Origin of the sequence: Streptomyces rubradiris, from assembly GCF_016860525.1 — a bacterium.
In the GTDB taxonomy this organism is placed as follows: domain Bacteria; phylum Actinomycetota; class Actinomycetes; order Streptomycetales; family Streptomycetaceae; genus Streptomyces; species Streptomyces rubradiris.
On sequence record NZ_BNEA01000015.1, the window covers coordinates 4,146,768 to 4,169,697 of the forward strand.

Here is a 22,930-nt window from a genome sequence, read left to right on the forward strand (position 1 = left end):
CCGGGTGAGACGTCAGCCCGTGAACTTCACTTCGCCGATGGCCTGCTTGTAACCCGCACGGGAGTACAGGGTGGAGTCGTAGCCCGAATTCGGCACGGCCGTCAGCCAGACGAGGACGTACTGCGTCTTGAGCTGCTTGGTCACCTTCACCGTGGCGGTGGTGCCCGTGGTCGTGCCCTCGCCGATCTTCGTCATGGAGTCCAGGGAGGCCGGCGACAGCGAGTCCGCCGCGTACAGCTCGACCGTGGTGTGGTCGCCGCCGTAACGCAGGTCGAGGGTGGCCGTGCTGAGCTTCTTGGCCGAGCCGAGGTCGTACACGATGCCGACACCGGGCTTGAACGGCGCGATCGGCGGGCCCTCGTTGAAGCTCTTGGTCTTCCAGTACGTCGACGCGTCACCGTCGTAGGTGTTGGGGACGTTCCCGGGGCTTTGGAGCTCGCCCTTGGCGACGAACTCCTGGCCGTTCTGGATCTTTATCGGCACCGGCTTCGGCTTCACGGCGTTCTTGCCGCCGCCGTCCGTGGTCTGGCTCTTGTTGGTGTCGTCCGACTTGTCGCCGTGGTCCATCAGGGCGTCCGCCAGCTGCCAGCTGCCCAGGCCCAGCGCGGCGATGAGCAGGGCCGACACCGCCCACTTCAGGGCCTTGCCGGTGCGGCTCTGCAACGGGGGCGGCGGGGGCACGATGGGCTGGGTGACACCGGCGTGCGCAGCCGGGCGGCCGTAGCTGCCCTGCTGGTAGGTCGTGCGCTGGTAGTCCGGCGGGGCCGTGAACGCCGGCTCGGGCGGGCGGATGCGCGGCATCTCGCCGATCGCCTTCACCAGCTCCTCCGGCGTGGTGCACGGCGCCTCGTGCCGGGACGCCGTGGCACCGTCGTTGACCAGGGCGCGCATGGTCAGCTCGGACAGCCCGCGGTGCACACCGGCCCGCACCTGGTCCGGAGGGATGAGACCGATGTCCTTGGGAAGGCCGGCCAGGCCGTAGGCGTCGTTCTCGTACGGCCAGCGCTGGGTCAGCGCGGCGTAGAGCAGGGCTCCGATCGCCTCGGTGTCCGCGCGCTGCGGGGTGGTGGAGCTGATACCGCGCAGCGCCGCGTTCACGGCGAGGCCGCGGATGCGCCACTGGCCGGTGGAGGTGCGCAGGACGGCGTTCGGGTTCAGCCGCAGATGGGCGAGGCCCTCCCGGTGCGCGGCGGCCATGGCCGCCGCGACCTGACTGACCATCTGGTAGGCGTCGTGCGGCTCCAGCGGTCCGCCGGTGAGGAGGGTGGACAGCTCGATGGCGTCGGGCAGCCACTCGTGGACGACGTAGACGAGGTCGTTCTCCTCGACGGCGTCGAGGACCTGGACGAAGCGCGGGTCGCCGAGGAGTGCGGAGGAACGGGCGGCGGCGAGGACGGAGCGGGCCCGGGCGTGGTCTGCGGGCAGGACGTGGACGCCGACGGCCCGGCGGAGCTTCTCGTCGACCGCGCGCCAGCTGCTGAACCCGTCCAGACGGGTGACGCACTCTTCCAGCCGGTAGCGCCTTGCGAGCTTGTGACCGCTGTGCAACTCCGGTGTGGAGGTCTTCCGTCCGGGACCCTCAGTGGCGCCGCTCCCCTGTGCCTCGTCGCTGTCCGTGTCCCGCTCCGGGTTCTTGGCCACCCCGTCGGCCGTGGCCTGGTCCGCCTTGGCGGTCAGCGGCTGCTCACCGCTGTTGTCTGCCACGTCGACGGCAGCCGTGCTCCGTTCCGCCACCGTCGTCCCTGCCTCCCCATCCGTTGCACGCTGTCCGACGCCGAAACCAATTGTGCCCACAGTCCGCCGCTATGCACGACACACGGCGGCGGACGATGGTTGTGCGCCTACCCCCGCCTCAGCGCCCCAGACGTCCCCGCACCATTCCGACGAGCGAGTTGAGTTCCTCGATGCGCATCCGCCGGGCGGCGACGAAGAAGACGCCGACCAGGACGGCACCGCCGGCGATCAGCGCGGCGAAGGAGCCGACGACGCCCAGGCCCAGAGTGTGCCCGACGCCGTAGCAGGCCGCGCCGCTGAGCAGGGCGGCCGGCACCGAGGCGATGCCCAGGCGCGCGTACGTACGCACCACCCGGGACCCGTCCAGGTCGCCGCCCAGCCGCTTGCGCAGCCGGCGCCAGGCGATGCCCACCCCGATGGCGTAGGAGAGGCCGTAGGCGGCGGCCATGCCCGCGACCGCCCAGCGCGCCGGCAGCACGAAGTAGCACAGGGCCGAGGCGCCGGCGTTGACGGCGGCCACGATGACCGTGTTGTAGAAGGGGGTGCGGGTGTCCTCGTAGGCGTAGAAGGCGCGCAGGACGACGTACTGCACGGAGTAGGGGATCAGGCCGAGGCCGAAGGCCATCAGCATGTAGCCCATGTTGGTGGCGGCGCCCGTGCCGGCGGAGCCGAAGATCAGGGTGCACATCGGGACGCCGAGCGCGACGAATCCGAAGGCGATGGGCACGATGGCGACGGCCGTGGTGCGCAGGCCCTGGGAGATGTCGTCGCGGACGGCACCCGTGTCGTTCTCGGAGGCCGAGCGCGAGATCCGCGGCAGCAGCGCGGCCATCAGGGACACGGTGATGATGGCCTGCGGCAGGCCCCAGATCAGCTGGGCGTTGGCGTAGGCGGCGAAGCCGGTGCCCTTGACGCCGGAGTCCGAGCCGGCGGCGGTCGACAGCTGGGTCACCACCATGGCGCCCGCCTGGTTGGCGAGGACGAACAGGACCGTCCACTTGGCGAGCATGGCGGCCTTGCCCAGGCCGTGGCCCTTCCAGTCGAAGCGCAGCCGGATCCGGAAACCGGTCTCGCGCAGGTAGGGGATCATCGCCAGGGCCTGGACGACCAAGCCGAGCAGCACACCGACGCCGAGCAGCCGCTGGCCCTCCGGCGGGATGCTGGTGACGTCCATGTGGGAGTTGGCGGCGGTGCCGTAGACCCAGATGAACATGCCGAGCGTCACGATGATGACGATGTTGTTCAGGACCGGGGTCCACATCATCGCGCCGAACTTCCCGCGCGCGTTGAGGATCTGCCCCATCACCACGTGGATGCCCATGAAGAAGATCGAGGGCAGGAAGTAGCGGGTGAAGGTCACCGCGACCTCGTTGGCCGCGGGGTCACTGGCCACGGGGTTGGCCAGCAGGCGCACCAGCAGCGGCGCGGCGAACATCGCGAGCCCGGTCAGCGCGGCCAGCGCGACCATCACCAGGGTCAGCAGCCGGTTGGCGAAGGCCTCGCCGCCGTCCTCGTCCTCCTTCATGGAGCGCACGAGCTGGGGCACGAACACCGAGTTCAGGCCGCCGCCGACGGTGAGGATGTAGATCATGGTCGGCAGCTGGTAGGCCACCTGGAAGGAGTCGGCGAGGAAGCCGAGGCCGAGCGCGGCGGCGATCAGCGCGGAGCGGATGAAACCGGTCAGGCGGGAGACCATCGTGCCCGCCGCCATGACGGCGCTGGACTTGAGCAGTCCGGCGGCCTTCCCGCCCTTCTTGGCGGGAGCCACCGGTGCCACCGGAGCCACGGCACCGGAGGGGGTGTCACCGGACGCGGGGACCTCCGGCTGGACGGAGCCGGAGTCCGCGGCGACGGCCGGCGCGGGGTCCGTGGACTGCGCCGGATAACCGGGCGCCGCGGGACCGGCCGGGTACCCGCCGGCGTACGCGTGGCCCTGCTGCGGGCTCTGCCCGTACTGCTGCGGGTACTGGCCGTGGACGGCCGGGGGATCCATCGGCGCGTGTCCGCCGCCGTGCTGCTGGTCCTTGAAGAGATGCGCGAAGGCGTCCGGCTCGTGGTACTCCTCGCCGGAGTGCGTGACCAGATCGTCCACGCCCACGAACTGGGTCGTGCGCGGGTCCTCGCCGTACGGCAGGTACTGGGTGGCGCCCGGCTCGGGCGCGGGCGGCTGCGCCCACACGCGGGGGTCGGGCGCGTAGGGCGACTGGGCTGGCGGTGCGTACAGCGGCTGCTGCGCTTCGTACGAGCCCGGGGGCGGTGGCGGGTGCGCGGCACGGTCGTAGAGCGCCTCGGCGACCGGGTCCTGGGCGGCCAGGTCGTGCGCCCGGTAGGGGTCCTGCTCGTAGGCGTCCTGGAGATACATGTCCGCCGCGTGCTGCGGCGGCACCTGGCCGGGCTCGGGCGGCGGCTCGGGGTAGCCCGAGCCGGCCGCGCCCTGGCCGCGGTCACCGTCGTACGGCGCGTTCATGCTTACCCCACCTCATCGTCCCGGGCCCACCGGCCACGACATCGCTCAACGGTCCACTCTCTCACCCGTCCCGGACGGGTCGGTGCTTTCCGGTGCGGTGTCCGGCGCAGGGTCACTCGGCTGCTCCGGGTCGGCTGCCCCGGAGCCGGAATCGGACTCCTGGGGGAGACGGCCCTCGGGCGCCCCGGGGTTCCCGGGCTCGTCCGGGCCCTTAGCCGCAGTGCCGGGGCCGTCGTCCTCGGGCTGCCGGGCGGCGGCGCGCTTGCGCTGGGTGTACATGCGGAAGCCGGCGAGGACGAGGAGCAGGACGCCACCGCCGATGACCAGCATCACGGTGGGGGTGACCTCCGTGACCTTCACGTCGAAGGTGACGGGTTCGCCGTACTTGCGGCCGTCCTCGGTGTACAGCTGGGCGGTGACCGCGACGCGGCCGTTGGCGTTGGCCGAGGTGGTGAACTTCACCGACTGGCTGTGCCCGCCGGAGATCTCCACGCGCTGTTCGGAGTAGGCCTTGCCGCCGATCTCCAGCCGGGTGGGCATCGTGGATTCCAGGCGCAGCACCAGGTGGCCGACGGGCTGGACCAGGTTGTTCTGGACCGTGACCGGGATGGTGGCGCTGCGGCCCGAGAGCTTGGTCTCGGACTTGTCGATCAGCTTGACCTGGTCGGCCAGCTCGTCGAGCCAGGCCTCCACGCCGTCCCGGTACCCTTCCGCCGCGCCACGGTGGCCCCGCCAGGACGTGGACATGTCCCGGTTTATGGCCCGCCCGAACGGGGTGACGACGCGGGACTGGTCGCTGAGGATCACGCGGAAGTTGTCGAGCTTGCCCTGGGTGCGGGCGATCTGCTCGAAGGCCGTGCGCGGCAGGTCCTGCCGGCGCAGCGAGGAGGGGTAGGCGGACGCCGGGGGGATGCGGGTGGTGGCGGCCGGGTCGGGCTTGTCCTTGGCGGTCGCGGTGAGGTCCTGGGGCTGGGACCAGGCGCCGCCCTGGAGTGCCTTCACGGCTGCCGCCATCGCCTGCGCCTGGCTCGCCGTGGGCATGCGCTGCGGAGCGACGAGAATGCTGCGCTGCTTCTCGGTCTGCGAGTTCACTTCCAGGCTCTGGGCCAGGAACCGCTGCACGGCCAGGGTGGCCGCGCCCGCCTTCGTCAGATCGCCCTCGAACGCCGTGGACAGCCGGCTGTCGGCGACCACGGCCGTGGTGCCCCCGCCGACCGGGCGGGCGGCGGACGGCGTGTACGGCAGCCCGGCGGTCTCCTGGAGGCTGTCGCTGCGGGCGATCACCCGATCGGCCCCGGCGGAGGTCGCGACCTTCATGATCGAGCGGTCCACGGCGCCGTCGACCGGCCAGGCGAAGTCGGTGCTCGGGGTGACGTGGAGCACGGTCTTGACGGTGGTCGCGGCGACGTCGGTGGCGTCCTTGAGGTGGCTGAGCGAGCCGGTGACGCTGGTGCCGTTGTGCGCGAGGGAGGCCAGGTCGGGGTCGGCGAAGGGCAGGGCGACGACCTCCTTGCCGGCCACCGCCTTCTGCAAGGCGGCCAGCCACTGCTTGGCGAGCGCCTGGTGCTCGCGCGGGCCGGGCGTGCTGGTGCCGTCGGCGGCCTGGAGCCGGTAGTTGCCCACGGCCATCGCGTCGACCGAGGCCAGCAGGTCCGGGTCGATCACCCAGGTGACGTCGAGGTCCTTGCCCAGGTCCACCATCTGGGCCAGCCGGCCGCCGGGTGCCAGTTCCTTCGCTAGGTCGTCGTTCAGGAACTCCGGTGTCTGGAGGTCGCCCGCGCCGGTCTTGGCCGTCATGTGGACCGTGGACAGCAGCGGCCACAGGAACGTCGTCTTGGTCTTGGTCCCGGCGTCCGACGGCTGCCACGGCAGGAAGGTCCGCTGGATGCCGAGCACCCGGGGCCAGGGCCGGGCGGAGGTCTCGCCGGAGAGGGCGACCCCCAACTCGTAGACGCCGTCGTCGTCGAGGCCGAGCTTGTCGACGGGGACGGAGAGGCTGAAGTGCTGGGCGACGCCCGGGGCGAGCTTGTCGAACTTCTCCTCGTACTTGTCGCCGATCTCGGAGCCGGTGCTGCCCTGCGGATCGTCGGAGTGCCGGGCGACGGAGTCGATGTCCGAGCGGGTGGTCAGCTGGGGGCCGACCCGAAGGCCCACATGGGCGTCGGTGACGGCCTGCTTGCCGTTGTTGGTCACCGTGCCGGACACGGTGAGGGTGTCGCCGTCCGTGGGGGCACTGGGGGTGAGGGAGTCCAACGAGACGGACACCGTGTCGGAGGAGGCGGCCTCAGCGGGCGCGGTGACGGGCAGCTGGAGCAGACCGGCCAGCAGTGGCGCTCCGGTGAGCAGTGCTCCGGCGCGCAGCAGCCACCGGCGGGCAGGTGAGGCACTGGTCCCCTGGAAGTCAGCCGCCTCGGCCACGCGCTCGCCCGTCCCTCGTCGTCGTCAGTGGTCGTCGGAATGTGCGTCCACGCATGGTAACGATGCGCGCTGAACGGAAGTGCCGCGGTCTCCTTCACAAGATCGGCGAACAGTCGTGCCGCGTCCTCTATATCCAGTATCGGGGGAGAGCGGCCGTACGCCGCGAGAGCTGTGCTTGCGGTGGGTATGCCGGGAGCCGTCCCCCTGTCCCGACGAGGTGCTCCGGCGCGGGCGCACGCCGATGACCGTCCCCGGCCGGGCCGCCTCCGGACGCGCGGGGCACGTACCCTCTTCTGTTGTGCCGAACCCCAACGAAGACACTCCCTCTGCCCTGAGCCAGGCGCAGCAGCGCGCGGTCGCCGAGCTGCTGCGGGTGGCCCCCGTCGCCGATGACCTCGCCCGCCGTTTCCAGGAGGCCGGGTTCTCGCTCGCCCTGGTCGGCGGATCGGTCCGGGACGCGCTGCTCGGCCGGCTCGGCAACGACCTGGACTTCACCACCGACGCCCGCCCCGAGGACGTCCTGAAGATCGTCCGGCCATGGGCGGACGCCGTCTGGGAGGTGGGGATCGCCTTCGGTACGGTCGGCGCGCACAAGGGCGGCTACCAGATCGAGATCACCACTTACCGGTCGGAGGCGTACGACCGCACCTCGCGCAAGCCGGAGGTGTCGTACGGCGAGTCCATCGAGGAGGATCTGGTCCGCCGCGACTTCACGGTCAACGCGATGGCTGTGGCGCTGCCGGAGAAGACCTTCATCGATCCGCACGGCGGCCTGGAGGACCTCGCGGCCCGTGTGCTGAGGACGCCGGGCACGCCCGAGGAGTCCTTCTCGGACGACCCCCTGCGCATGATGCGGGCCGCCCGGTTCGCCGCCCAGCTGGACTTCACGGTGGCCCCCGAGGTCGTCACCGCGATGACGGAGATGGCCGGGCGGATCGAGATCGTCTCGGCGGAGCGGGTCCGGGACGAGCTCAACAAGCTCCTGCTGTCCGCGCACCCGCGCAAGGGGCTGACGCTGCTGGTCGACACCGGGCTCGCCGAGTACGTCCTGCCCGAGCTGCCGGCACTGCGCCTGGAGAGCGATGAGCACCACCGGCACAAGGACGTCTACGAGCACACGCTGATCGTCCTGGAGCAGGCGATCGCGCTGGAGGAGGACGGTCCCGACCTCACTCTCCGGCTGGCCGCGCTGCTGCACGACATCGGCAAGCCGCGCACCCGCCGCTTCGAGAAGGACGGCCGGGTCTCCTTCCACCACCATGAGGTGGTCGGCGCCAAGATGACCAAGAAGCGCATGACCGCCCTGAAGTACTCCAACGAGCTGGTGAAGGACGTCTCCCGGCTGGTGGAACTTCATCTGCGGTTCCACGGCTACGGCACCGGGGAATGGACGGACTCGGCGGTCCGCCGCTACGTCCGTGACGCGGGTCCGCTGCTGGACCGGCTGCACAAGCTGACCCGCTCCGACTGCACCACGCGCAACAAGCGGAAGGCGGCGGCGCTGTCCCGGGCCTACGACGGCCTGGAAAAGCGGATCGCCCAGCTGAAGGAGCAGGAGGAGCTGGACGCCATCCGTCCCGACCTCGACGGCAACCAGATCATGGAGATCCTCGGGGTCGGCCCGGGGCCGGCCATCGGCAAGGCGTACAAGCACATGCTGGAGCTGCGCCTGGAACACGGCCCCATGGATCACGATGCCGCGGTGGCGGCCCTCAAGGAGTGGTGGTCCACACAGAGCTGAGCCGGGCCCCGGCGGTGTTTCACGTGAAACATCCGTCCGGGACGGTGGCACCGAGGGCCGATGTTTCACGTGAAACATCGGCCCTCGCTCTGTCCTGCCGGGGCTCCGGGCGGCTCGTCGGCTCACCGTCGCCCGAAGCGGGCCAGGGCCGCGGCGATCACGCCGTAGAGGAGGGCGACGAGCACCACCAGCGGCGCCGAGCGGCCGTCCGGAGGCAGCATCAGCGCGGCCACCCCCGCCGCACCGGCGAAGGCGACGTTGAAGAGGACGTCGTACACGGAGAAGACACGACCGCGGAAGCCGTCCTCCACGCACGCCTGGACGATCGTGTCCGTGGCGATCTTGGCTCCCTGGGTGATCAGCCCCAGGACGAAGGCGGCGGCCATGAGCGGTCCGGTGGCGAACGGAAGCCCCAGTGCGGGCTCCAGCACCATGGCCGCACCGGAGCACGTCACGATCCAGCGGCGGGGTCCGAGCCGTCCCGCCGCCCAGGGCGTCATCACGGCCGCCGCGAAGAACCCGGCCCCGGACAGTGCCAGCGCCACCCCCAGCAGCCGTAGCCCTTCCTCGGGGGTGTCGGCCAGGGCGTGGCGGCAGAGCATGAGCAGCAGGACGAGCAGCGCCCCGTAGCAGAAGCGCATCAGCGTCATGGCGGCCAGCGCCCACGCCGCCTCGCGGCGCCGGGGTGCCGTCAGATGCCGGAGGGCCGCCGGCAGCTCGCGCGCGGTCACGGCGAGCGCCGTGCCGAGACGGGGACGGGCCGGGCGCCGGTCGGGGCCGAGGAGGCCGGGGGGCAGACGCAGGGACGCGAGACTCGCGCTCAGGTACAGGAGGGCTCCGCACAGGACCACCGCCGCGTCGGAGTCCGCCGCCACCATCCGGACCGCGAAGGCCAGACCCCCTCCGGCGGTCGCGGCCAGGGTGCCGGCCGTCGGGGAGAGCGAGTTGGCCAGCACCAGGCGCTCGTCGTCGACGACCCGGGGCAGGGCGGCGGAGAGCCCGGCGAGTACGAAGCGGTTGACGGCCGTGACGCACAGCGCGGAGACGTAGAACAGCCAGTCGGGAGCTCCGCTCGTGATCAACAGGGCGGTGGCCGCCGCCAGCAGGGCCCGCAGCAGGTTGCCGTACACGAAGACCTGCCGGCGCCGCCAGCGGTCCAGCAGGACACCGGCGAAGGGGCCGACCAGGGAGTAGGGGAGCAGCAGGACGGCCGTGGCCGAGGCGATGGCGGCGGCCGAGGCCTGTCTCTCCGGGGAGAAGACGACGTATGCGGCGAGCGCGACCTGGTAGACACCGTCGGCGCCCTGGGACAGGAGGCGGACGTACAGCAGGTGCCGGAAACGCCGCAGGCTCCACAGCAGGCGCAGGTCACGAACGACGGGCATGGGCGACAGCCTCACATATGCGGAAGGTCCCCGGGTCACGTGACCCGGGGACCTTCACTGCCCTGGCAGGAGCGTTTCGTGCGAGCGGTCCTCAGCGCCTCAGCGCTCGACCTCGCCGCGGATGAACTTCTCGACGTTCTCGCGGGCCTCGTCGTCGAAGTACTGGACCGGCGGGGACTTCATGAAGTACGAGGAGGCCGACAGGATCGGGCCGCCGATGCCGCGGTCCTTGGCGATCTTCGCGGCGCGCAGGGCGTCGATGATGACACCGGCGGAGTTCGGGGAGTCCCAGACCTCCAGCTTGTACTCCAGGTTCAGCGGGACGTCACCGAAGGCGCGGCCCTCCAGGCGGACGTAGGCCCACTTGCGGTCGTCCAGCCAGGCCACGTAGTCGGACGGGCCGATGTGGACGTTCTTCTCGCCGAGGTCCCGGTCGGGGATCTGGGAGGTGACGGCCTGCGTCTTGGAGATCTTCTTGGACTCCAGGCGCTCGCGCTCAAGCATGTTCTTGAAGTCCATGTTGCCGCCGACGTTCAGCTGCATCGTGCGGTCGAGGATGACACCGCGGTCCTCGAACAGCTTCGCCATGACGCGGTGCGTGATGGTCGCGCCGACCTGGGACTTGATGTCGTCACCGACGATCGGCACGCCGGCCTCGGTGAACTTGTCCGCCCACTCCTTGGTGCCGGCGATGAAGACCGGGAGGGCGTTGACGAAGGCGACCTTGGCGTCGATGGCGCACTGGGCGTAGAACTTCGCCGCGTCCTCGGAGCCCACGGGCAGGTAGCAGACCAGGACGTCGACCTGCTTGTCCTTCAGGACCTGGACGACGTCGACCGGCTCCTCGGCGGACTCCTCGATGGTGGCGCGGTAGTACTTGCCGAGGCCGTCGAGGGTGTGGCCGCGCTGGACCGTGACACCGGTGCTGGGCACGTCGCAGATCTTGATGGTGTTGTTCTCGGAGGCGCCGATGGCGTCCGCGAGGTCCAGACCGACCTTCTTGGCGTCGACGTCGAACGCCGCGACGAACTCGACGTCGCGCACGTGGTAGTCACCGAACTGCACGTGCATCAGGCCGGGGACCTTGGACGCCGGGTCGGCGTCCTTGTAGTACTCGACTCCCTGCACCAGCGACGCGGCGCAGTTGCCCACGCCGACGATGGCTACGCGAACCGAACCCATTCCGGTTGCTCCCTGTGTGTACGAGTGAGGCCCTGACCGGGTCTCACGTGGCGGTGTCGTCGGGCGTATCCGTGCGGGGGGCCTCCCCGCGACGGGGCAGGCCGCCCGTCGATCCATTGGTGGTGTCCTGCTGAGCGGCCCCCCCGGACGCGGAACCCCTCAGGTCCCGCCCGGCCCGCTCGCTCTCGATGAGCTCGTTCAGCCAGCGCACTTCGCGCTCCACGGACTCCATCCCGTGGCGCTGGAGCTCAAGCGTGTAGTCGTCGAGTCGCTCCCGGGTGCGCGCCAGCGAGGCGCGCATCTTCTCCAGGCGCTCCTCCAGGCGGCTGCGCCGGCCCTCCAGGACGCGCATGCGCACATCGCGGGAGGTCTGCCCGAAGAAGGCGAACCGCGCGGCGAAGTGTTCGTCCTCGTAGGCGTCGGGGCCGGTCTGCGAGAGCAGCTCCTCGAAGTGTTCCTTGCCTTCCGCCGTCAGCCGGTAAACGATCTTGGCGCGGCGTCCGGCGAGGGGAGCGGCGAGGGCGTCGTCATGGGTGTTGCCCGGCTCCTCGATCAGCCAGCCGTTGGCGACCAGCGTCTTGAGGCAGGGGTAGAGCGTCCCGTAGCTGAACGCACGGAACACACCCAGCGACGTGTTCAGCCGTTTGCGCAGCTCATAGCCATGCATCGGGGACTCCCGCAGCAGGCCGAGCACGGCGAACTCGAGGATGCCGGAGCGCCGGCTCATCGTCGCCTCCTCCCGGCCCCGCGGGGCGGTCCCGCAGGTCTCGCAGTGCCTGTCAGCGCTTTATCTCGCGCTGATGTATCGGTTCGATACATCACGACGATAGAACGGCCCGTCACATGCGACAAGGGGGACGGCGGTGAACGGGATCACATCACCGATTCGTAGGAGGCAAGTTGCGTGGTTTGGGGTGAACTTCGGGGCTCGGTGGGTTTTGGCGCTGCGTAGTCTGTGCGGCATGGACACCACCGGGAACCGCGTGACGCCTGGGGAGCGTCCTCGTCCCCGGTGCAGTACGGGTGAATGCGGAACCGACCACATCCGTACTCCGGGGGGACCGGAAACCAGCCGCCGTTCCAGGCGCGCACGGGTGCGCCTGCCCGAGGAGTAATCGTTCGATGAGCGAGCACCGTCGCAAACCGCCGCAGCCGCAGGGAGGCGGACGTGCCGCGGCCCGACGCGGCCAGTCCGGCTCGTCCTCCGGCCGCCGTGCGGCACCGCGAGGCGCCACCGGGTCTCCTGCCGACTCCTATGGATTCCGTTCCCATGAGCCGGACTCCGCCGGCCCCGGGGGCCAGGAGCGGCCCTACGGCGGCCGGGCCGAGGCGCGCCGTGCGGCGCAGAGAGGCGGCCGGCGCAGAGGGGCCGACAACACCGGCCCCGGACGCGGCAGGGGCCGCGCGGCGACGGCACCCGGCAAGAAGCGGTTCATCGACTATCCCCGGGCCGGCAAGGGCGGCTGGCGGCGCTGGGTGCCGTCCTGGAAGCTGGTCAGCGGGCTGTTCGTCGGTTTCGTCGGCGGCCTGGTGGTGATGGTCGGTGTCGGCTACGCCATGGTGTCGATCCCCAATGAGAACGACGCGGCGAAGTCACAGAACAACGTCTACTACTGGTCCGACGGCACCCAGATGGTGGCCACGGGCACCGGCGTCAACCGGCAGAACGTCAGCATCGACCAGATCCCCGAGGCGATGCGGTGGGCGGTGATCTCCGCCGAGAACAAGTCCTTCTACCAGGACTCCGGCGTCGACCCCATGGGCATCGCGCGCGCCATGGCCAACATGGCCCGGGGCGGTCAGACGCAGGGTGGCTCGACGATCACCCAGCAGTACGTGAAGAACACGTACCTGAGCCAGGAGCAGACCGTCACCCGCAAGTTCAAGGAGATGTTCATCTCCATAAAGGTGGGCACGAAGCTCGACAAGAACCAGATTCTCCAGGGCTATCTGAACACCTCGTACTTCGGGCGTGGCGCGTACGGCATCCAGGCCGCGGCGCAGACCTACTACGGCAAGAACGCCGTCGACCTCAAGCCGAGCGAGTGCGCCGTCCTGGCCGCGTTGCTCAAGGGCCCGACGTACTACGACCCCGCGGGTAACCAGGACCTCGACAAGACGGCGACCCCGCAGGCCAACGAGAAGCGCTCCAAGGAGCGCTGGGCGTGGATCCTCGGCGAGATGCACAAGGACAAGCACCTCAGTGACGCCGAGTACAAGGAAGCCATCGCCCAGTACCCCAAGCCCGACGGCCGCAAGGCGACCAGGGGCATGGTCGGCCAGATCAGCTACCTGGTCGACACGGCGAAGAAGTACGTCCTCGCCCACTCCGACATCACGGAGGCGCAGTTCGACAGGGGCGGCTACCAGATCTACACGACCTTCGAGAGGGACAAGGTCAGCGCGCTGGCCGAGGCCGTGAAGAACGTGCAGGAGGAGAAGCTCGACCCGGAACACCGGGAGCTGGACAAGTACGTCCAGTTCGGTGCGGCCTCGGTGAAGCCCAAGGACGGCGCGATCGTGGCGCTGTACGGCGGTGACGGCTACGAGAAGGGGCACTTCACCAACAACGCCGACACCTCCGGCGTCCCCGTGGGCTCGACCTGGAAGCCCTTCGTGCTCGCCGCGGCCATGGAGCACGGCACGTACAAGTCCGGCGGGCAGGGCGTCTCCCCGCTGAGCAAGTACAACGGCGACGACCATCTCAAGGTCCGCAAGCCGGATGGGACGTATTACCTCAACAAGGACAACTCCTACTTCTTCCAGGAGAACGAGAGCGACCATCCCTGGGGTTACATCACCCTGCGCAAGGCGATGGAGCAGTCCGTCAACACACCCTTCGTGCAGCTCGGCGTCGATGTGGGGATGTCCAAGGTCCGCGACGTCGCCAAGGCGGCCGGCATCCTCCCCCAGAGCATGTCGCAGGACCTCAACCCGTCCTTCGCCATCGGTACGTCCACACCCAGCGCGATCCGCATGGCCGACGCCTACGCGACCTTCGCCGCGTCGGGTCAGCAGACGGAGCCGTACTCCGTGACGGCTGTCAAGCACAACGGCACCGACGCGCCCAGCTTCGTCAAGCCGAAGCCCGCCCCCAAGGAGGCGATGGATTCCAACATCGCCAACAACGTCACGGACGTCCTGGAGAACGTCATCCAGAACGGCACCGCCAAGAAGGCCCTTGCTCTCGGTCGTACGGCGGCGGGCAAGACCGGTACCACCGACGAGAACAAGTCGGCCTGGTTCGTCGGCTACACCCAGCAGCTGTCGACCTCGGTGGCGATGTTCCGCGAGAACCCCAAGGACCACAGGCTGCTGCCCATGAAGGGCACCGCGAACACGGATTCCATCCACGGCGGTGACATCCCGACGCAGGTGTGGACCGACTACATGAAGGCGGCGCTCAAGGGCCAGAACGACCCGGGCTTCCCGAAGGCCACCCCCATCGGCACGGTCCAGGACCAGGCGGGGGCTCCCTCGCCGACCCCGAGCTTCACCCCCACTCCGAGCCGGACCCCGAGCGCCACGCCGACCCCCACTCCCAGCAAGACGACGCCCACGCCGACCCCCTCCGCGAGCGCGACCTGCGGTTTCGGGTGGGGCGACGACTGCGGTGACAACGGCGACGGTGGCGGCATCGGCGGCGCCGACGGTGGCGGCGACGGCATCGGAGGCACGGACACGGGCGGTACCGACGGAGGCACCTTCCCGACGCCCACCGGCACGGAGACCACCCGGCCCGGCAACAGCCGGGGCAATGGCAACGGCAGCGACGGCGGAGGCTGGTTCGCGGGGCAGGAGGGCTAGACCGGTTCCGGCCGGCTGGCGCGGTACAGCCTGCCCGGAGCGTTTCACGTGAAACAGGGGCCGTCGCACCCACGAGGTGCGGCGGCCCTCGGCGTGTTCCTGGACGGGTACGGCTTCCCAGGCAGGTACGGCAGGATGTGCCCCATGCCCAGTGCAGAGACGACGCCCTCGAGTCAGCACGAGCCCGAGCCTGTGCGGGCCGCCGTGGCAGAACCGGTGCCGCCGACCAGGGAGGACGAGGTCGCCGCCGTCGGCAGTGAGCTGATCGGCGGTCCCCTGGGACGGCGCGCCCTGCCCGGGTCCTCCTGGTGGACCCCGGTGCGGATCGTGGCGCTCGTGGCCATCGGCATGTTCGCCCTCGGCCTGGTCCAGAAGGCACCCTGCTACCACAACGCCTGGTTCTTCGGCGCGAGCAGCCAGTACACCCACTCCTGCTACTCGGACATCCCGCACCTCTACCAGGGCCGCGGATTCGCCGACGATCTCGTGCCGTACTTCGACAAGATCCCCGGCGACATGGACTACCTCGAATACCCGGTGCTCACCGGCGTGTTCATGGAGGTGGCCTCCTGGCTGACCCCGCACAGCGGCTCCCTCCAGCACCAGGAGCGGTGGTACTGGTTCGTCAACGCCGGAATGCTGATGGCGTGCGCCGCCGTCATCGCCGTCAGCGTGGCCCGTACCCACCGCCGGCGCCCCTGGGACGCCCTGCTGGTCGCCCTGGCGCCCGCCTTCGCCCTGACCGCGACCATCAACTGGGACCTGCTCGCCGTGGCGCTGACGGCCGCCGCGATGCTGATGTGGTCGCGGGGCCGGGCCCTCGCCTTCGGCATCCTGCTGGGCCTCGCCACGGCCGCCAAGCTGTATCCCTTCCTGCTGCTCGGCCCGTTGCTGGTGCTGTGCTGGCGGGCCGGGAAGTGGCGCGCGTTCTTCCAGGCCCTGGCGGGCGCGGTGGGCGCCTGGCTCGTGGTGAACCTGCCGGTGATGCTCGCCCACGACGCGTCGGGCTTCCACATCCGCGAGGGCTGGGCGAAGTTCTACACCTTCAGCAAGGAGCGCGGTGTCGACTTCGGCTCCTTCTGGCTGATCTGGGCGCAGAACTCCAGCGACCCGCCCACCACCGGCTTCATCAACAACGCGGCCACCGTGCTGGTGGCGCTGTGCTTCCTCGCCATCGCCGCGCTGACGTTCACCGCCCCGCGCCGGCCGCGCTTCGCCCAGCTCGCCTTCCTGATGGTGGCCGCCTTCGTCCTCACCAACAAGGTCTACTCGCCGCAGTACGTCCTGTGGCTGGTGCCGCTGGCGGTCCTCGCCCGGCCCAGGTGGCGGGACTTCCTGATCTGGCAGGCGTGCGAGGTGGCGTACTTCCTGGGCATCTGGATGTACCTCGCCTACACGACCAGCGGAGACGCCCACAAGGGACTGCCGACGCAGGGCTACCACTGGGCGATCGTGGTGCACCTGCTGGGCACGCTGTACCTGTGCGCCGTCGTCGTACGGGACATCCTCATGCCGGAGCGGGACGTGGTGCGCCGGTCCGGGGACGACGATCCCTCCGGCGGGGTGCTCGACGGGGCGCCGGACGCCTTCGCGCTCGGGGCTGCGGCAGAGGGGCCGCCGGAACGGGATACCCGGTTCGGGGCACCGCCGGTGGACTGGGGCCGCCCCGGCCCGCCGTCCCACGACCGCCCGCTCTGAGAGCACCGCGCGCCCGTCGGCGTGGCACGCAGAAGGCCGTACCCGGGACTCCGGGTACGGCCTTCCCGCCGTCGTGACCTGCCTCAGCGGTCCACGATGCGGTCGAACTGGGTCGTGGTGTGCCGCAGGTGGGCCACCAGCTCGTCGCCCACATGCGGCTCGGGGGCGTCCGAGGGCACGAACAGGATCGACACCTGCATGTGCGGCGGCTCGGCGAACCAGCGCTGCTTGCCGCCCCAGACGAACGGGGAGAGGTTCCGGTTGACCGTGGCCAGGCCGGCCCGGGCGACGCCCTTGGCCCGCGGCATGACGCCGTGCAGGGCCTTCGGGGCCTCCAGGCCCACCCCGTGCGACGTGCCGCCCGCCACGACCACCAGGTAGCCGTCGGAAGCCGCTTTCTGCTGCCGGTAGCCGAATCGGTCGCCCTTCGCCACGCGGGTGACGTCCAGGACCGCGCCGCGGTACTCCGTGGCATCGTGGTCCCCCAGCCACAGCCGCGTGCCGATACGGGCGCGGAACCGGGTCTGCGGGAACTGCTGCTGGAGGCGGATCAGCTCCTCCGCCTTGAGGTGGCTGACGAACATCGTGTGCAGCGGCAGCCGGGCCGCGCGCAGGCGGTCCATCCAGCCGATGACCTCCTCGACGGCGTCCGAGCCGTCGGTGCGGTCCAGCGGCAGGTGGATGGCGAAGCCCTCCAGCCGGACGTTCTCTATGGCCTGGTGCAGCTGCGGCAGGTCGTGCTCGCTGACGCCGTGCCGCTTCATCGAGGACATCACCTCGATGACGACACGGGCGCCCACGAGGCCGTAGACGCCGTCGACGGACGACACCGAGCGGATCACCCGGTCGGGCAGCGGGACGGGCTCCTCACCGCGCCGGTACGGCGTCAGCACCAGCAGGTCACCGCCGAAGAAGTCCTTGATGCGCGCGGCCTCGTACGTGGTGCCGACCGCGAGCAGGTCGGAGCCGAGCCGTGTGGCCTCCTCCGACAGCCGTTCGTGCCCGAAGCCGTAGCCGTTGCCCTTGCAGACCGGGACGAGCCCTGGGAACTGCTCCTGCACGTGCTTGTGGTGCGCCCGCCAGCGCGCGGTGTCGACGTAGAGCGTGAGCGCCATGGCCGGACCCGGGACCTTTCTCGTGGCTGGGGTGGATCAGAGAGGGAAGAGCTGTGAAGGCTATGGAATCAAACGCCGGCGGCTCAGCGGCGCGACATGTAGATGTCGAGCGCCTTGTGGAGCAGCTTGTTCAGCGGGAAGTCCCATTCGCCGAGGTACTCGGCCGCCTGACCGCCGGTACCCACCTTGAACTGGATCAGGCCGAAGAGGTGGTCGGTCTCGTCCAGGGAGTCGGAGATACCGCGCAGGTCGTAGACGGTGGCGCCCATCGCGTAGGCGTCGCGCAGCATCCGCCACTGCATCGCGTTCGACGGCCGGACCTCGCGTCCGATGTTGTCGGAGGCGCCGTAGGAGTACCACACGTGCCCGCCGACGATCAGCATCGTCGCCGCGGAGAGGTTCACGCCGTTGTGGCGCGCGAAGTACAGCCGCATGCGGTTGGGGTCCTCGGTGTTGAGGGCGGTCCACATGCGCTGGAAGTACGACAGCGGGCGCGGCCGGAACTTGTCACGGACGGCCGTGATCTCGTACAGCCGCTGCCACTCGGGCAGGTCCTGGTAGCCGCCCTGGACGACCTCGACGCCCGCCTTCTCCGCCTTCTTGATGTTGCGGCGCCACAGCTGGTTGAAGTTCTTGTGGACCTCTTCCAGGGAGCGGTTGGCCAGCGGCACCTGGTAGACGTACCGGGGCTGCACGTCACCGAAGCCGGCGCCGCCGTCCTCGCCCTGCTGCCAGCCCATGCGGCGCAGCTTGTCGGACACCTCGAAGGCACGCGGCTCGATGTAGTCGGCCTGGATGTCGCGCAGCCGCTTGACGTCCGGGTCCTGGATGCCCCGCTTGATCGTGTCGGCGTTCCAGCGGCGGATGATCACCGGCGGGCCCATCTTCACGGAGAAGGCACCCTGCTGCTTCAGGTGCGCCAGCATCGGCTGGATCCAGTCGTCCAGGTTCGGGGCGTACCAGTTGATGACCGGGCCCTCGGGCAGATAGGCGAGGTAACGCTTGATCTTCGGCAGCTGGCGGTAGAGGACCAGACCGACGCCGACCAGGTGACCGCTCTTGTCGAACCAGCCGAGGTTCTCCGAGCGCCACTCCGCCTTGACATCGGCCCAGGCCGGGACCTGCATGTGGCTCGCCGCCGGCAGGCTCTGGATGAAGGCCAGATGCTGCTCGCGACTGATGGTCCTCAGGGTCAGGCTCATTCGGGGCGCTCCTCGGGCTGGTGTGTCCCCATGGGTTCAGGGGCTCCGGCTCTCGCGCCGAAGCCTACTGCGCCTCGCGAGCGCCCCGACTGGGCATACGGGCCTGGAGGCCGGGAAGTCAGCCGACGACACCGCCGAACAGACCACCGTGCGCCATGCCGATCAGGAAGCCGACCCCCGCGGCACCGAGTCCCAGGATGAGGCCGAACCGCTCCCGCGTGGTCACCGAGATCCACTGGCCGTACGCGCCGGTGCACAGCGCCACCAGGCCCGCCCACGAGGTCAGCAGGTGGAGGCCGTGGAAGAAGGCGGTGATGAAGGACAGCACGCCCAGGACGAGCGTCACCGCCATCAGGGCGTCCTGCAGCGGATGAGGCTTGCCGTCCGTGGCGAAGAGGGAACCGGCGGTGTTGGGTTGCAATGCCTGTGCCATGGGCACCTCCTGCGGAAGGCGGCGCATCGTAGCGCCGTACGCACCCGTTGTGTACAGATTGTCCGGCCCGGCGGCCGGATTTCAACCGGAAGCGGGTGTGCGGGTAGTCTGTACCGTCTGCACTGGTGTCTGCCCAGACCTTTCCAGGTCACACCGACCGGCTCCCCTGAGGGAACCCCGATTGTCAGTGGCGGCCGATACCGTTGCGTACGCATCACAACCCTCCTGCCACGGAACGACCGTGGCCGCTGAGTCCAAAGGAGGTGGGTTCCACATGCGTCACTACGAGGTGATGGTCATCCTCGACCCCGATCTCGAGGAGCGCGCTGTCTCCCCGCTGATCGAGAACTTCCTGTCCGTCGTCCGTGACGGCGGCGGCAAGGTTGAGAAGGTCGACACCTGGGGCCGTCGTCGTCTCGCCTACGAGATCAAGAAGAAGCCCGAGGGCATCTACTCGGTCATCGACCTGCAGGCCGAGCCTGCGGTCGTCAAGGAGCTCGACCGCCAGATGAACCTGAACGAGTCGGTCCTCCGGACCAAGGTCCTCCGTCCCGAGACCCACTGAGCCCCGCGCTCAGCTGATCCCGGGATTCGAGTAGCAGCAACCAAGCAGCCAGAGCAGCAAACCCGCCGAGAGGTTCCCCCATGGCAGGCGAGACCGTCATCACGGTCATCGGCAATCTTGTCGACGACCCCGAGCTGCGCTTCACCCCGTCCGGTGCGGCGGTCGCGAAGTTCCGCGTCGCGTCCACTCCCCGCACCTTCGACCGCCAGACGAACGAGTGGAAGGACGGCGAGAGCCTCTTCCTGACCTGCTCGGTCTGGCGCCAGGCGGCGGAGAACGTCGCCGAGTCGCTCCAGCGAGGCATGCGCGTCATCGTGCAGGGCCGGCTGAAGCAGCGGTCCTATGAGGACCGCGAGGGCGTCAAGCGCACGGTCTACGAGCTGGACGTCGACGAGGTCGGCCCCAGCCTGCGTAACGCCACGGCCAAGGTCACCAAGACCGCCGGTGGCGGTGGCCGCGGTGGCCAGGGCGGTTACGGCGGCGGTGGCGGCCAGGGCGGCGGCTGGGGCGGTGGCCCCGGTGGCGGTCAGGGCGGCGCTCCGGCCGAGGACCCGTGGGCGACCGGCGGTGCTCCCGCCGGTGGCAACCAGGGTGGCGGCGGCTGGGGCGGCGGCTCCGGCGGCGGTGGCGGCTACTCGGACGAACCCCCCTTCTAAGCCTTCGGGCCAGGCCTTCCGGGCCGGTCCGGGCCGAGGGCGGGTCGTACCCCCACTTCTTGATCACACAGGAGAAACACCATGGCGAAGCCGCCTGTGCGCAAGCCGAAGAAGAAGGTCTGCGCTTTCTGCAAGGACAAGGTCACGTACGTGGACTACAAGGACACGAACATGCTGCGGAAGTTCATTTCCGACCGCGGCAAGATCCGTGCCCGCCGCGTGACCGGCAACTGCACGCAGCACCAGCGTGACGTCGCCACGGCCGTCAAGAACAGCCGTGAGATGGCGCTGCTGCCCTACACCTCCACCGCGCGATAAGGGAAGGGTGACCGACTCATGAAGATCATCCTCACCCACGAGGTCTCCGGCCTCGGTGCCGCGGGCGACGTCGTCGACGTCAAGGACGGTTACGCTCGCAACTACCTGATCCCGCGGAAGTTCGCCATCCGCTGGACCAAGGGTGGCGAGAAGGACGTCGAGCAGATCCGCCGCGCCCGTAAGATCCACGAGATCCAGACCATCGAGCAGGCCAACCAGGTCAAGGCCCAGCTCGAGGGCGTCAAGGTCCGCCTGGCCGTCCGCTCCGGCGACGCCGGCCGTCTCTTCGGTTCCGTCACCCCGGCCGACATCGCGTCCGCGATCAAGGCCTCCGGTGGCCCCGAGGTCGACAAGCGCCGCATCGAGCTCGGTGCTCCGATCAAGACCCTGGGCGCCCACGAGACGTCCGTGCGTCTGCACCCCGAGGTTGCCGCCAAGGTCAACATCGAGGTCGTCGCGGCCTGATCGCCGCGTGATCGCAGTGCTCGCTTGAGCCCTTGAGAGGGGCCGCATCCGTGAAGGGTGCGGCCCCTTTCGCATGACCGTGCGTCCCGGGTCAGGGGTGGTCACCGCGGCATGTTTCACGTGAAACGGAAGGAAGCCGTGCGGATCAGTCAGCGGGTAGCGCCCGTCACGATCCAGCGGCCCGAGCGGGTGCGCAGCCACAGCGTCAGCATGCGGACCGTCATCATCAGGGCCATCGCCGCCCAGACCGCGGTGAGGCCGCCGCCGAGCGTGGGCACCAGCAGGGCCACCGGCGCGAATATCGCCAGGGTGAGAACCATGGCCCCGGCCAGATAGGGACCGTCTCCCGCGCCCATCAGGACACCGTCCAGGATGAAGACGATTCCGCAGACGGGCTGTGCGAGCGCCACGAGCAGCAGGGCCGGCAGCGCGGCGTCCTTCACCCCGGAGTCACCGGTGAACAGCGGCAGGAAGAGCGGACGCGCTACCACCACGAGCACGCCCAGGACGACACCGGTCGCGATGCCCCACTGGACCATGCGACGACAGGCCTGACGGGCTCCCTGTGCGTCCTCAGCGCCCAGGTAGCGCCCGATGATGGCCTGCCCCGCGATCGCTATGGCGTCGAGCGCGAAGGACAGCAGGCTCCACAGGGAGAGGACGATCTGGTGCGCGGCGATGTCGGCGTCCCCGAGGCGGGCCGCGACCGCCGTGGCGATCATGGTCATCGCCCGCAGGGAGAGCGTACGGACCAGGAGGGGTACGCCGGCCTGCGCCGAGGCACGGATTCCGGCGGCGTCGGGCCGCAGGGAGGCGCCGTGCCGACGGGCCCCGCGGACGACCACCGTCAGATAGACGGCGGCCATGCCGCACTGCGCGATGACCGTGCCCCACGCCGAGCCGGCGATGCCGAGTCCGGCGCCGTAGACCAGTACGGCGTTGAGGGCGGCGTTGGTGACGAAGCCGGCGACGGCGACGTAGAGCGGGGTCCTGGTGTCGTGCAGGCCGCGCAGTACGCCGGTCGCGGCCAGGACGACGAGCATCGGGGGGATGCCCAGCGCGGAGACGCGCAGATAGGTTGTGGCGTAGGGGGCCGCGGTGGACGAGGCGCCGAAGAGGTCGACGATACCGGGGGCCAGCGGCAGGAATACGGCGATGACGGCGATGCCGAGCAGCAGCGCCAGCCAGATGCCGTCCATGCCCTGTCGGAGCGCCGCGGGGAGATCGCCGGCGCCCACGCGACGGGCCACCGCGGCGGTGGTGGCGTAGGCGAGGAAGACGAACACGCTCACGGCGGTGGTCAGGAGCGCCGAGGCGACGCCGAGGCCGGCCAGTTGGGCGGTCCCGAGGTGGCCGACGATCGCGCTGTCGGCCATGACGAAAAGAGGCTCGGCGACGAGGGCGCCGAAGGCCGGGACGGCCAGCGCGACGATTTCTCGGTCGTGCCGCCGCCGGGTGGCCTTGGGTATGTCAGGAGCCTCTGTCATGCGCATCAATCTAATCGTCCACAGGTAAGTGATGCAACTGTCTATTGCTCCTTACCTCTCGTCTCGGGCGGTGTTGTTTCGGGTACCGTTCGAAGCGATCTTGGCCCGACCGGGGAAGTTTTTCTTCTGCACAGCCGGTGGATCGTAAACGCCCAGGTCAGGGACGTGATGCCGGGAAGATCGAGGGCTTGTTCACAGGGCTGTCCACCGGGTCGTGCACAGGTTTCGGCGAGTTCTCCACAGCATCGGGCCCGTCG

The 22,930-nt window shown here is 69.8% G+C and carries 17 protein-coding genes; 7 read left to right on the plus strand and 10 right to left on the minus strand.

Annotated elements, in window-relative coordinates; translation table 11 throughout:
- Positions 1-12 precede the first annotated feature (12 nt).
- From Srubr_RS31575 to Srubr_RS31585, 3 genes are all read right to left on the minus strand, one after another.
- Entirely contained in the window at positions 13-1,734 is a 1,722-nt protein-coding gene (locus Srubr_RS31575; protein ID WP_189994914.1) for a protein kinase family protein, read from the minus strand.
- Positions 1,735-1,852: 118 nt separating this feature from the next.
- Complete coding sequence (gene murJ / locus Srubr_RS31580; RefSeq protein ID WP_189994913.1) at positions 1,853-4,201, minus strand: murein biosynthesis integral membrane protein MurJ; 2,349 nt, start codon at positions 4,199-4,201, stop codon at positions 1,853-1,855.
- 45 nt (positions 4,202-4,246) lie between these two features.
- Positions 4,247-6,619 carry a DUF6049 family protein gene (locus Srubr_RS31585; RefSeq protein ID WP_189994912.1) on the minus strand — a complete coding sequence of 791 codons (2,373 nt, stop codon included), beginning with the start codon at positions 6,617-6,619 and terminating at the stop codon, positions 4,247-4,249.
- 298 nt (positions 6,620-6,917) lie between these two features.
- Between Srubr_RS31585 and Srubr_RS31590 the strand changes: the two genes are divergently transcribed.
- Complete coding sequence (locus Srubr_RS31590; RefSeq protein ID WP_189994911.1) at positions 6,918-8,360, plus strand: CCA tRNA nucleotidyltransferase; 1,443 nt, start codon at positions 6,918-6,920, stop codon at positions 8,358-8,360.
- A 122-nt stretch (positions 8,361-8,482) separates the two neighbouring features.
- On the opposite strand, the gene Srubr_RS31595 is transcribed toward Srubr_RS31590, so the two are convergent.
- The 3 genes from Srubr_RS31595 to Srubr_RS31605 form a co-directional block, all read right to left on the minus strand.
- Complete coding sequence (locus Srubr_RS31595) at positions 8,483-9,745, minus strand: MFS transporter (RefSeq protein WP_189994910.1); 1,263 nt, start codon at positions 9,743-9,745, stop codon at positions 8,483-8,485.
- A 99-nt stretch (positions 9,746-9,844) separates the two neighbouring features.
- The gene (locus tag Srubr_RS31600; protein ID WP_181792762.1) at positions 9,845-10,927 is read right to left on the minus strand and encodes an inositol-3-phosphate synthase; all 1,083 of its coding nucleotides are present in this window, start codon (positions 10,925-10,927) and stop codon (positions 9,845-9,847) included.
- 43 nt (positions 10,928-10,970) lie between these two features.
- Entirely contained in the window at positions 10,971-11,654 is a 684-nt protein-coding gene (locus Srubr_RS31605) for a PadR family transcriptional regulator (protein WP_189994909.1), read from the minus strand.
- Positions 11,655-12,049: 395 nt separating this feature from the next.
- Here Srubr_RS31605 and Srubr_RS31610 point away from each other — a divergent pair, with 395 nt between their 5' ends.
- Both Srubr_RS31610 and Srubr_RS31615 read left to right on the plus strand, forming a co-directional pair.
- Positions 12,050-14,734, plus strand: coding sequence for a transglycosylase domain-containing protein (locus Srubr_RS31610; RefSeq protein WP_189994908.1), 2,685 nt, complete (start codon positions 12,050-12,052; stop codon positions 14,732-14,734).
- A 135-nt stretch (positions 14,735-14,869) separates the two neighbouring features.
- Positions 14,870-16,432 (plus strand): glycosyltransferase family 87 protein, encoded by a 1,563-nt coding sequence (locus Srubr_RS31615; protein WP_189994907.1) that lies wholly within the window; start codon positions 14,870-14,872, stop codon positions 16,430-16,432.
- Between the two features lie 83 nt (positions 16,433-16,515).
- Here the strand turns inward: Srubr_RS31615 and Srubr_RS31620 are convergent, their stop codons facing one another.
- The 3 genes from Srubr_RS31620 to Srubr_RS31630 all read right to left on the minus strand — a co-directional run bounded on the left by Srubr_RS31620 (position 16,516) and on the right by Srubr_RS31630 (position 19,182).
- Positions 16,516-17,547, minus strand: coding sequence for an alanine racemase (locus Srubr_RS31620; RefSeq protein WP_189994906.1), 1,032 nt, complete (start codon positions 17,545-17,547; stop codon positions 16,516-16,518).
- An 83-nt stretch (positions 17,548-17,630) separates the two neighbouring features.
- Positions 17,631-18,749: a lipid II:glycine glycyltransferase FemX gene (locus Srubr_RS31625; protein WP_189994904.1), complete on the minus strand. Its 1,119-nt coding sequence runs from the start codon at positions 18,747-18,749 to the stop codon at positions 17,631-17,633.
- A 118-nt stretch (positions 18,750-18,867) separates the two neighbouring features.
- On the minus strand, positions 18,868-19,182 hold the full coding sequence (locus Srubr_RS31630; protein ID WP_189994899.1) for a hypothetical protein: 315 nt from the start codon (positions 19,180-19,182) through the stop codon (positions 18,868-18,870).
- 274 nt (positions 19,183-19,456) lie between these two features.
- Here Srubr_RS31630 and rpsF point away from each other — a divergent pair, with 274 nt between their 5' ends.
- The 4 genes from rpsF (at position 19,457) to rplI (ending at position 21,186) form a co-directional block, all read left to right on the plus strand.
- A complete protein-coding gene (gene rpsF, locus Srubr_RS31635; protein ID WP_014673750.1) occupies positions 19,457-19,747 on the plus strand; it encodes a 30S ribosomal protein S6 in 291 nt (96 codons plus the stop codon).
- An 80-nt stretch (positions 19,748-19,827) separates the two neighbouring features.
- A complete protein-coding gene (locus tag Srubr_RS31640; protein WP_189994897.1) occupies positions 19,828-20,403 on the plus strand; it encodes a single-stranded DNA-binding protein in 576 nt (191 codons plus the stop codon).
- Positions 20,404-20,484: 81 nt separating this feature from the next.
- On the plus strand, positions 20,485-20,721 hold the full coding sequence (gene rpsR, locus Srubr_RS31645; RefSeq protein WP_003949403.1) for a 30S ribosomal protein S18: 237 nt from the start codon (positions 20,485-20,487) through the stop codon (positions 20,719-20,721).
- A gap of 18 nt (positions 20,722-20,739) precedes the next feature.
- The gene (gene rplI / locus Srubr_RS31650; RefSeq protein WP_030938854.1) at positions 20,740-21,186 is read left to right on the plus strand and encodes a 50S ribosomal protein L9; all 447 of its coding nucleotides are present in this window, start codon (positions 20,740-20,742) and stop codon (positions 21,184-21,186) included.
- 149 nt (positions 21,187-21,335) lie between these two features.
- On the opposite strand, the gene Srubr_RS31655 is transcribed toward rplI, so the two are convergent.
- Complete coding sequence (locus tag Srubr_RS31655) at positions 21,336-22,673, minus strand: MATE family efflux transporter (protein ID WP_189994895.1); 1,338 nt, start codon at positions 22,671-22,673, stop codon at positions 21,336-21,338.
- Between the last annotated feature and the right edge of the window lie 257 nt (positions 22,674-22,930).

What these genes read in the sequence shown, in the direction of transcription:
- murJ (WP_189994913.1), bottom strand. Translation starts at nt 4,201, where the DNA reads ATGAACGCGCCGTACGACGGTGACCGCGGCCAGGGCGCGGCCGGCTCG.
- Srubr_RS31595 (WP_189994910.1), bottom strand. Translation starts at nt 9,745, where the DNA reads ATGCCCGTCGTTCGTGACCTGCGCCTGCTGTGGAGCCTGCGGCGTTTC.
- Srubr_RS31600 (WP_181792762.1), bottom strand. Translation starts at nt 10,927, where the DNA reads ATGGGTTCGGTTCGCGTAGCCATCGTCGGCGTGGGCAACTGCGCCGCG.
- Srubr_RS31605 (WP_189994909.1), bottom strand. Translation starts at nt 11,654, where the DNA reads ATGAGCCGGCGCTCCGGCATCCTCGAGTTCGCCGTGCTCGGCCTGCTG.
- Srubr_RS31610 (WP_189994908.1), top strand. Translation starts at nt 12,050, where the DNA reads ATGAGCGAGCACCGTCGCAAACCGCCGCAGCCGCAGGGAGGCGGACGT.
- Srubr_RS31615 (WP_189994907.1), top strand. Translation starts at nt 14,870, where the DNA reads ATGTGCCCCATGCCCAGTGCAGAGACGACGCCCTCGAGTCAGCACGAG.
- Srubr_RS31620 (WP_189994906.1), bottom strand. Translation starts at nt 17,547, where the DNA reads ATGGCGCTCACGCTCTACGTCGACACCGCGCGCTGGCGGGCGCACCAC.
- Srubr_RS31625 (WP_189994904.1), bottom strand. Translation starts at nt 18,749, where the DNA reads ATGAGCCTGACCCTGAGGACCATCAGTCGCGAGCAGCATCTGGCCTTC.
- Srubr_RS31630 (WP_189994899.1), bottom strand. Translation starts at nt 19,182, where the DNA reads ATGGCACAGGCATTGCAACCCAACACCGCCGGTTCCCTCTTCGCCACG.
- rpsF (WP_014673750.1), top strand. Translation starts at nt 19,457, where the DNA reads ATGCGTCACTACGAGGTGATGGTCATCCTCGACCCCGATCTCGAGGAG.
- Srubr_RS31640 (WP_189994897.1), top strand. Translation starts at nt 19,828, where the DNA reads ATGGCAGGCGAGACCGTCATCACGGTCATCGGCAATCTTGTCGACGAC.
- rpsR (WP_003949403.1), top strand. Translation starts at nt 20,485, where the DNA reads ATGGCGAAGCCGCCTGTGCGCAAGCCGAAGAAGAAGGTCTGCGCTTTC.
- rplI (WP_030938854.1), top strand. Translation starts at nt 20,740, where the DNA reads ATGAAGATCATCCTCACCCACGAGGTCTCCGGCCTCGGTGCCGCGGGC.
- Srubr_RS31655 (WP_189994895.1), bottom strand. Translation starts at nt 22,673, where the DNA reads ATGACAGAGGCTCCTGACATACCCAAGGCCACCCGGCGGCGGCACGAC.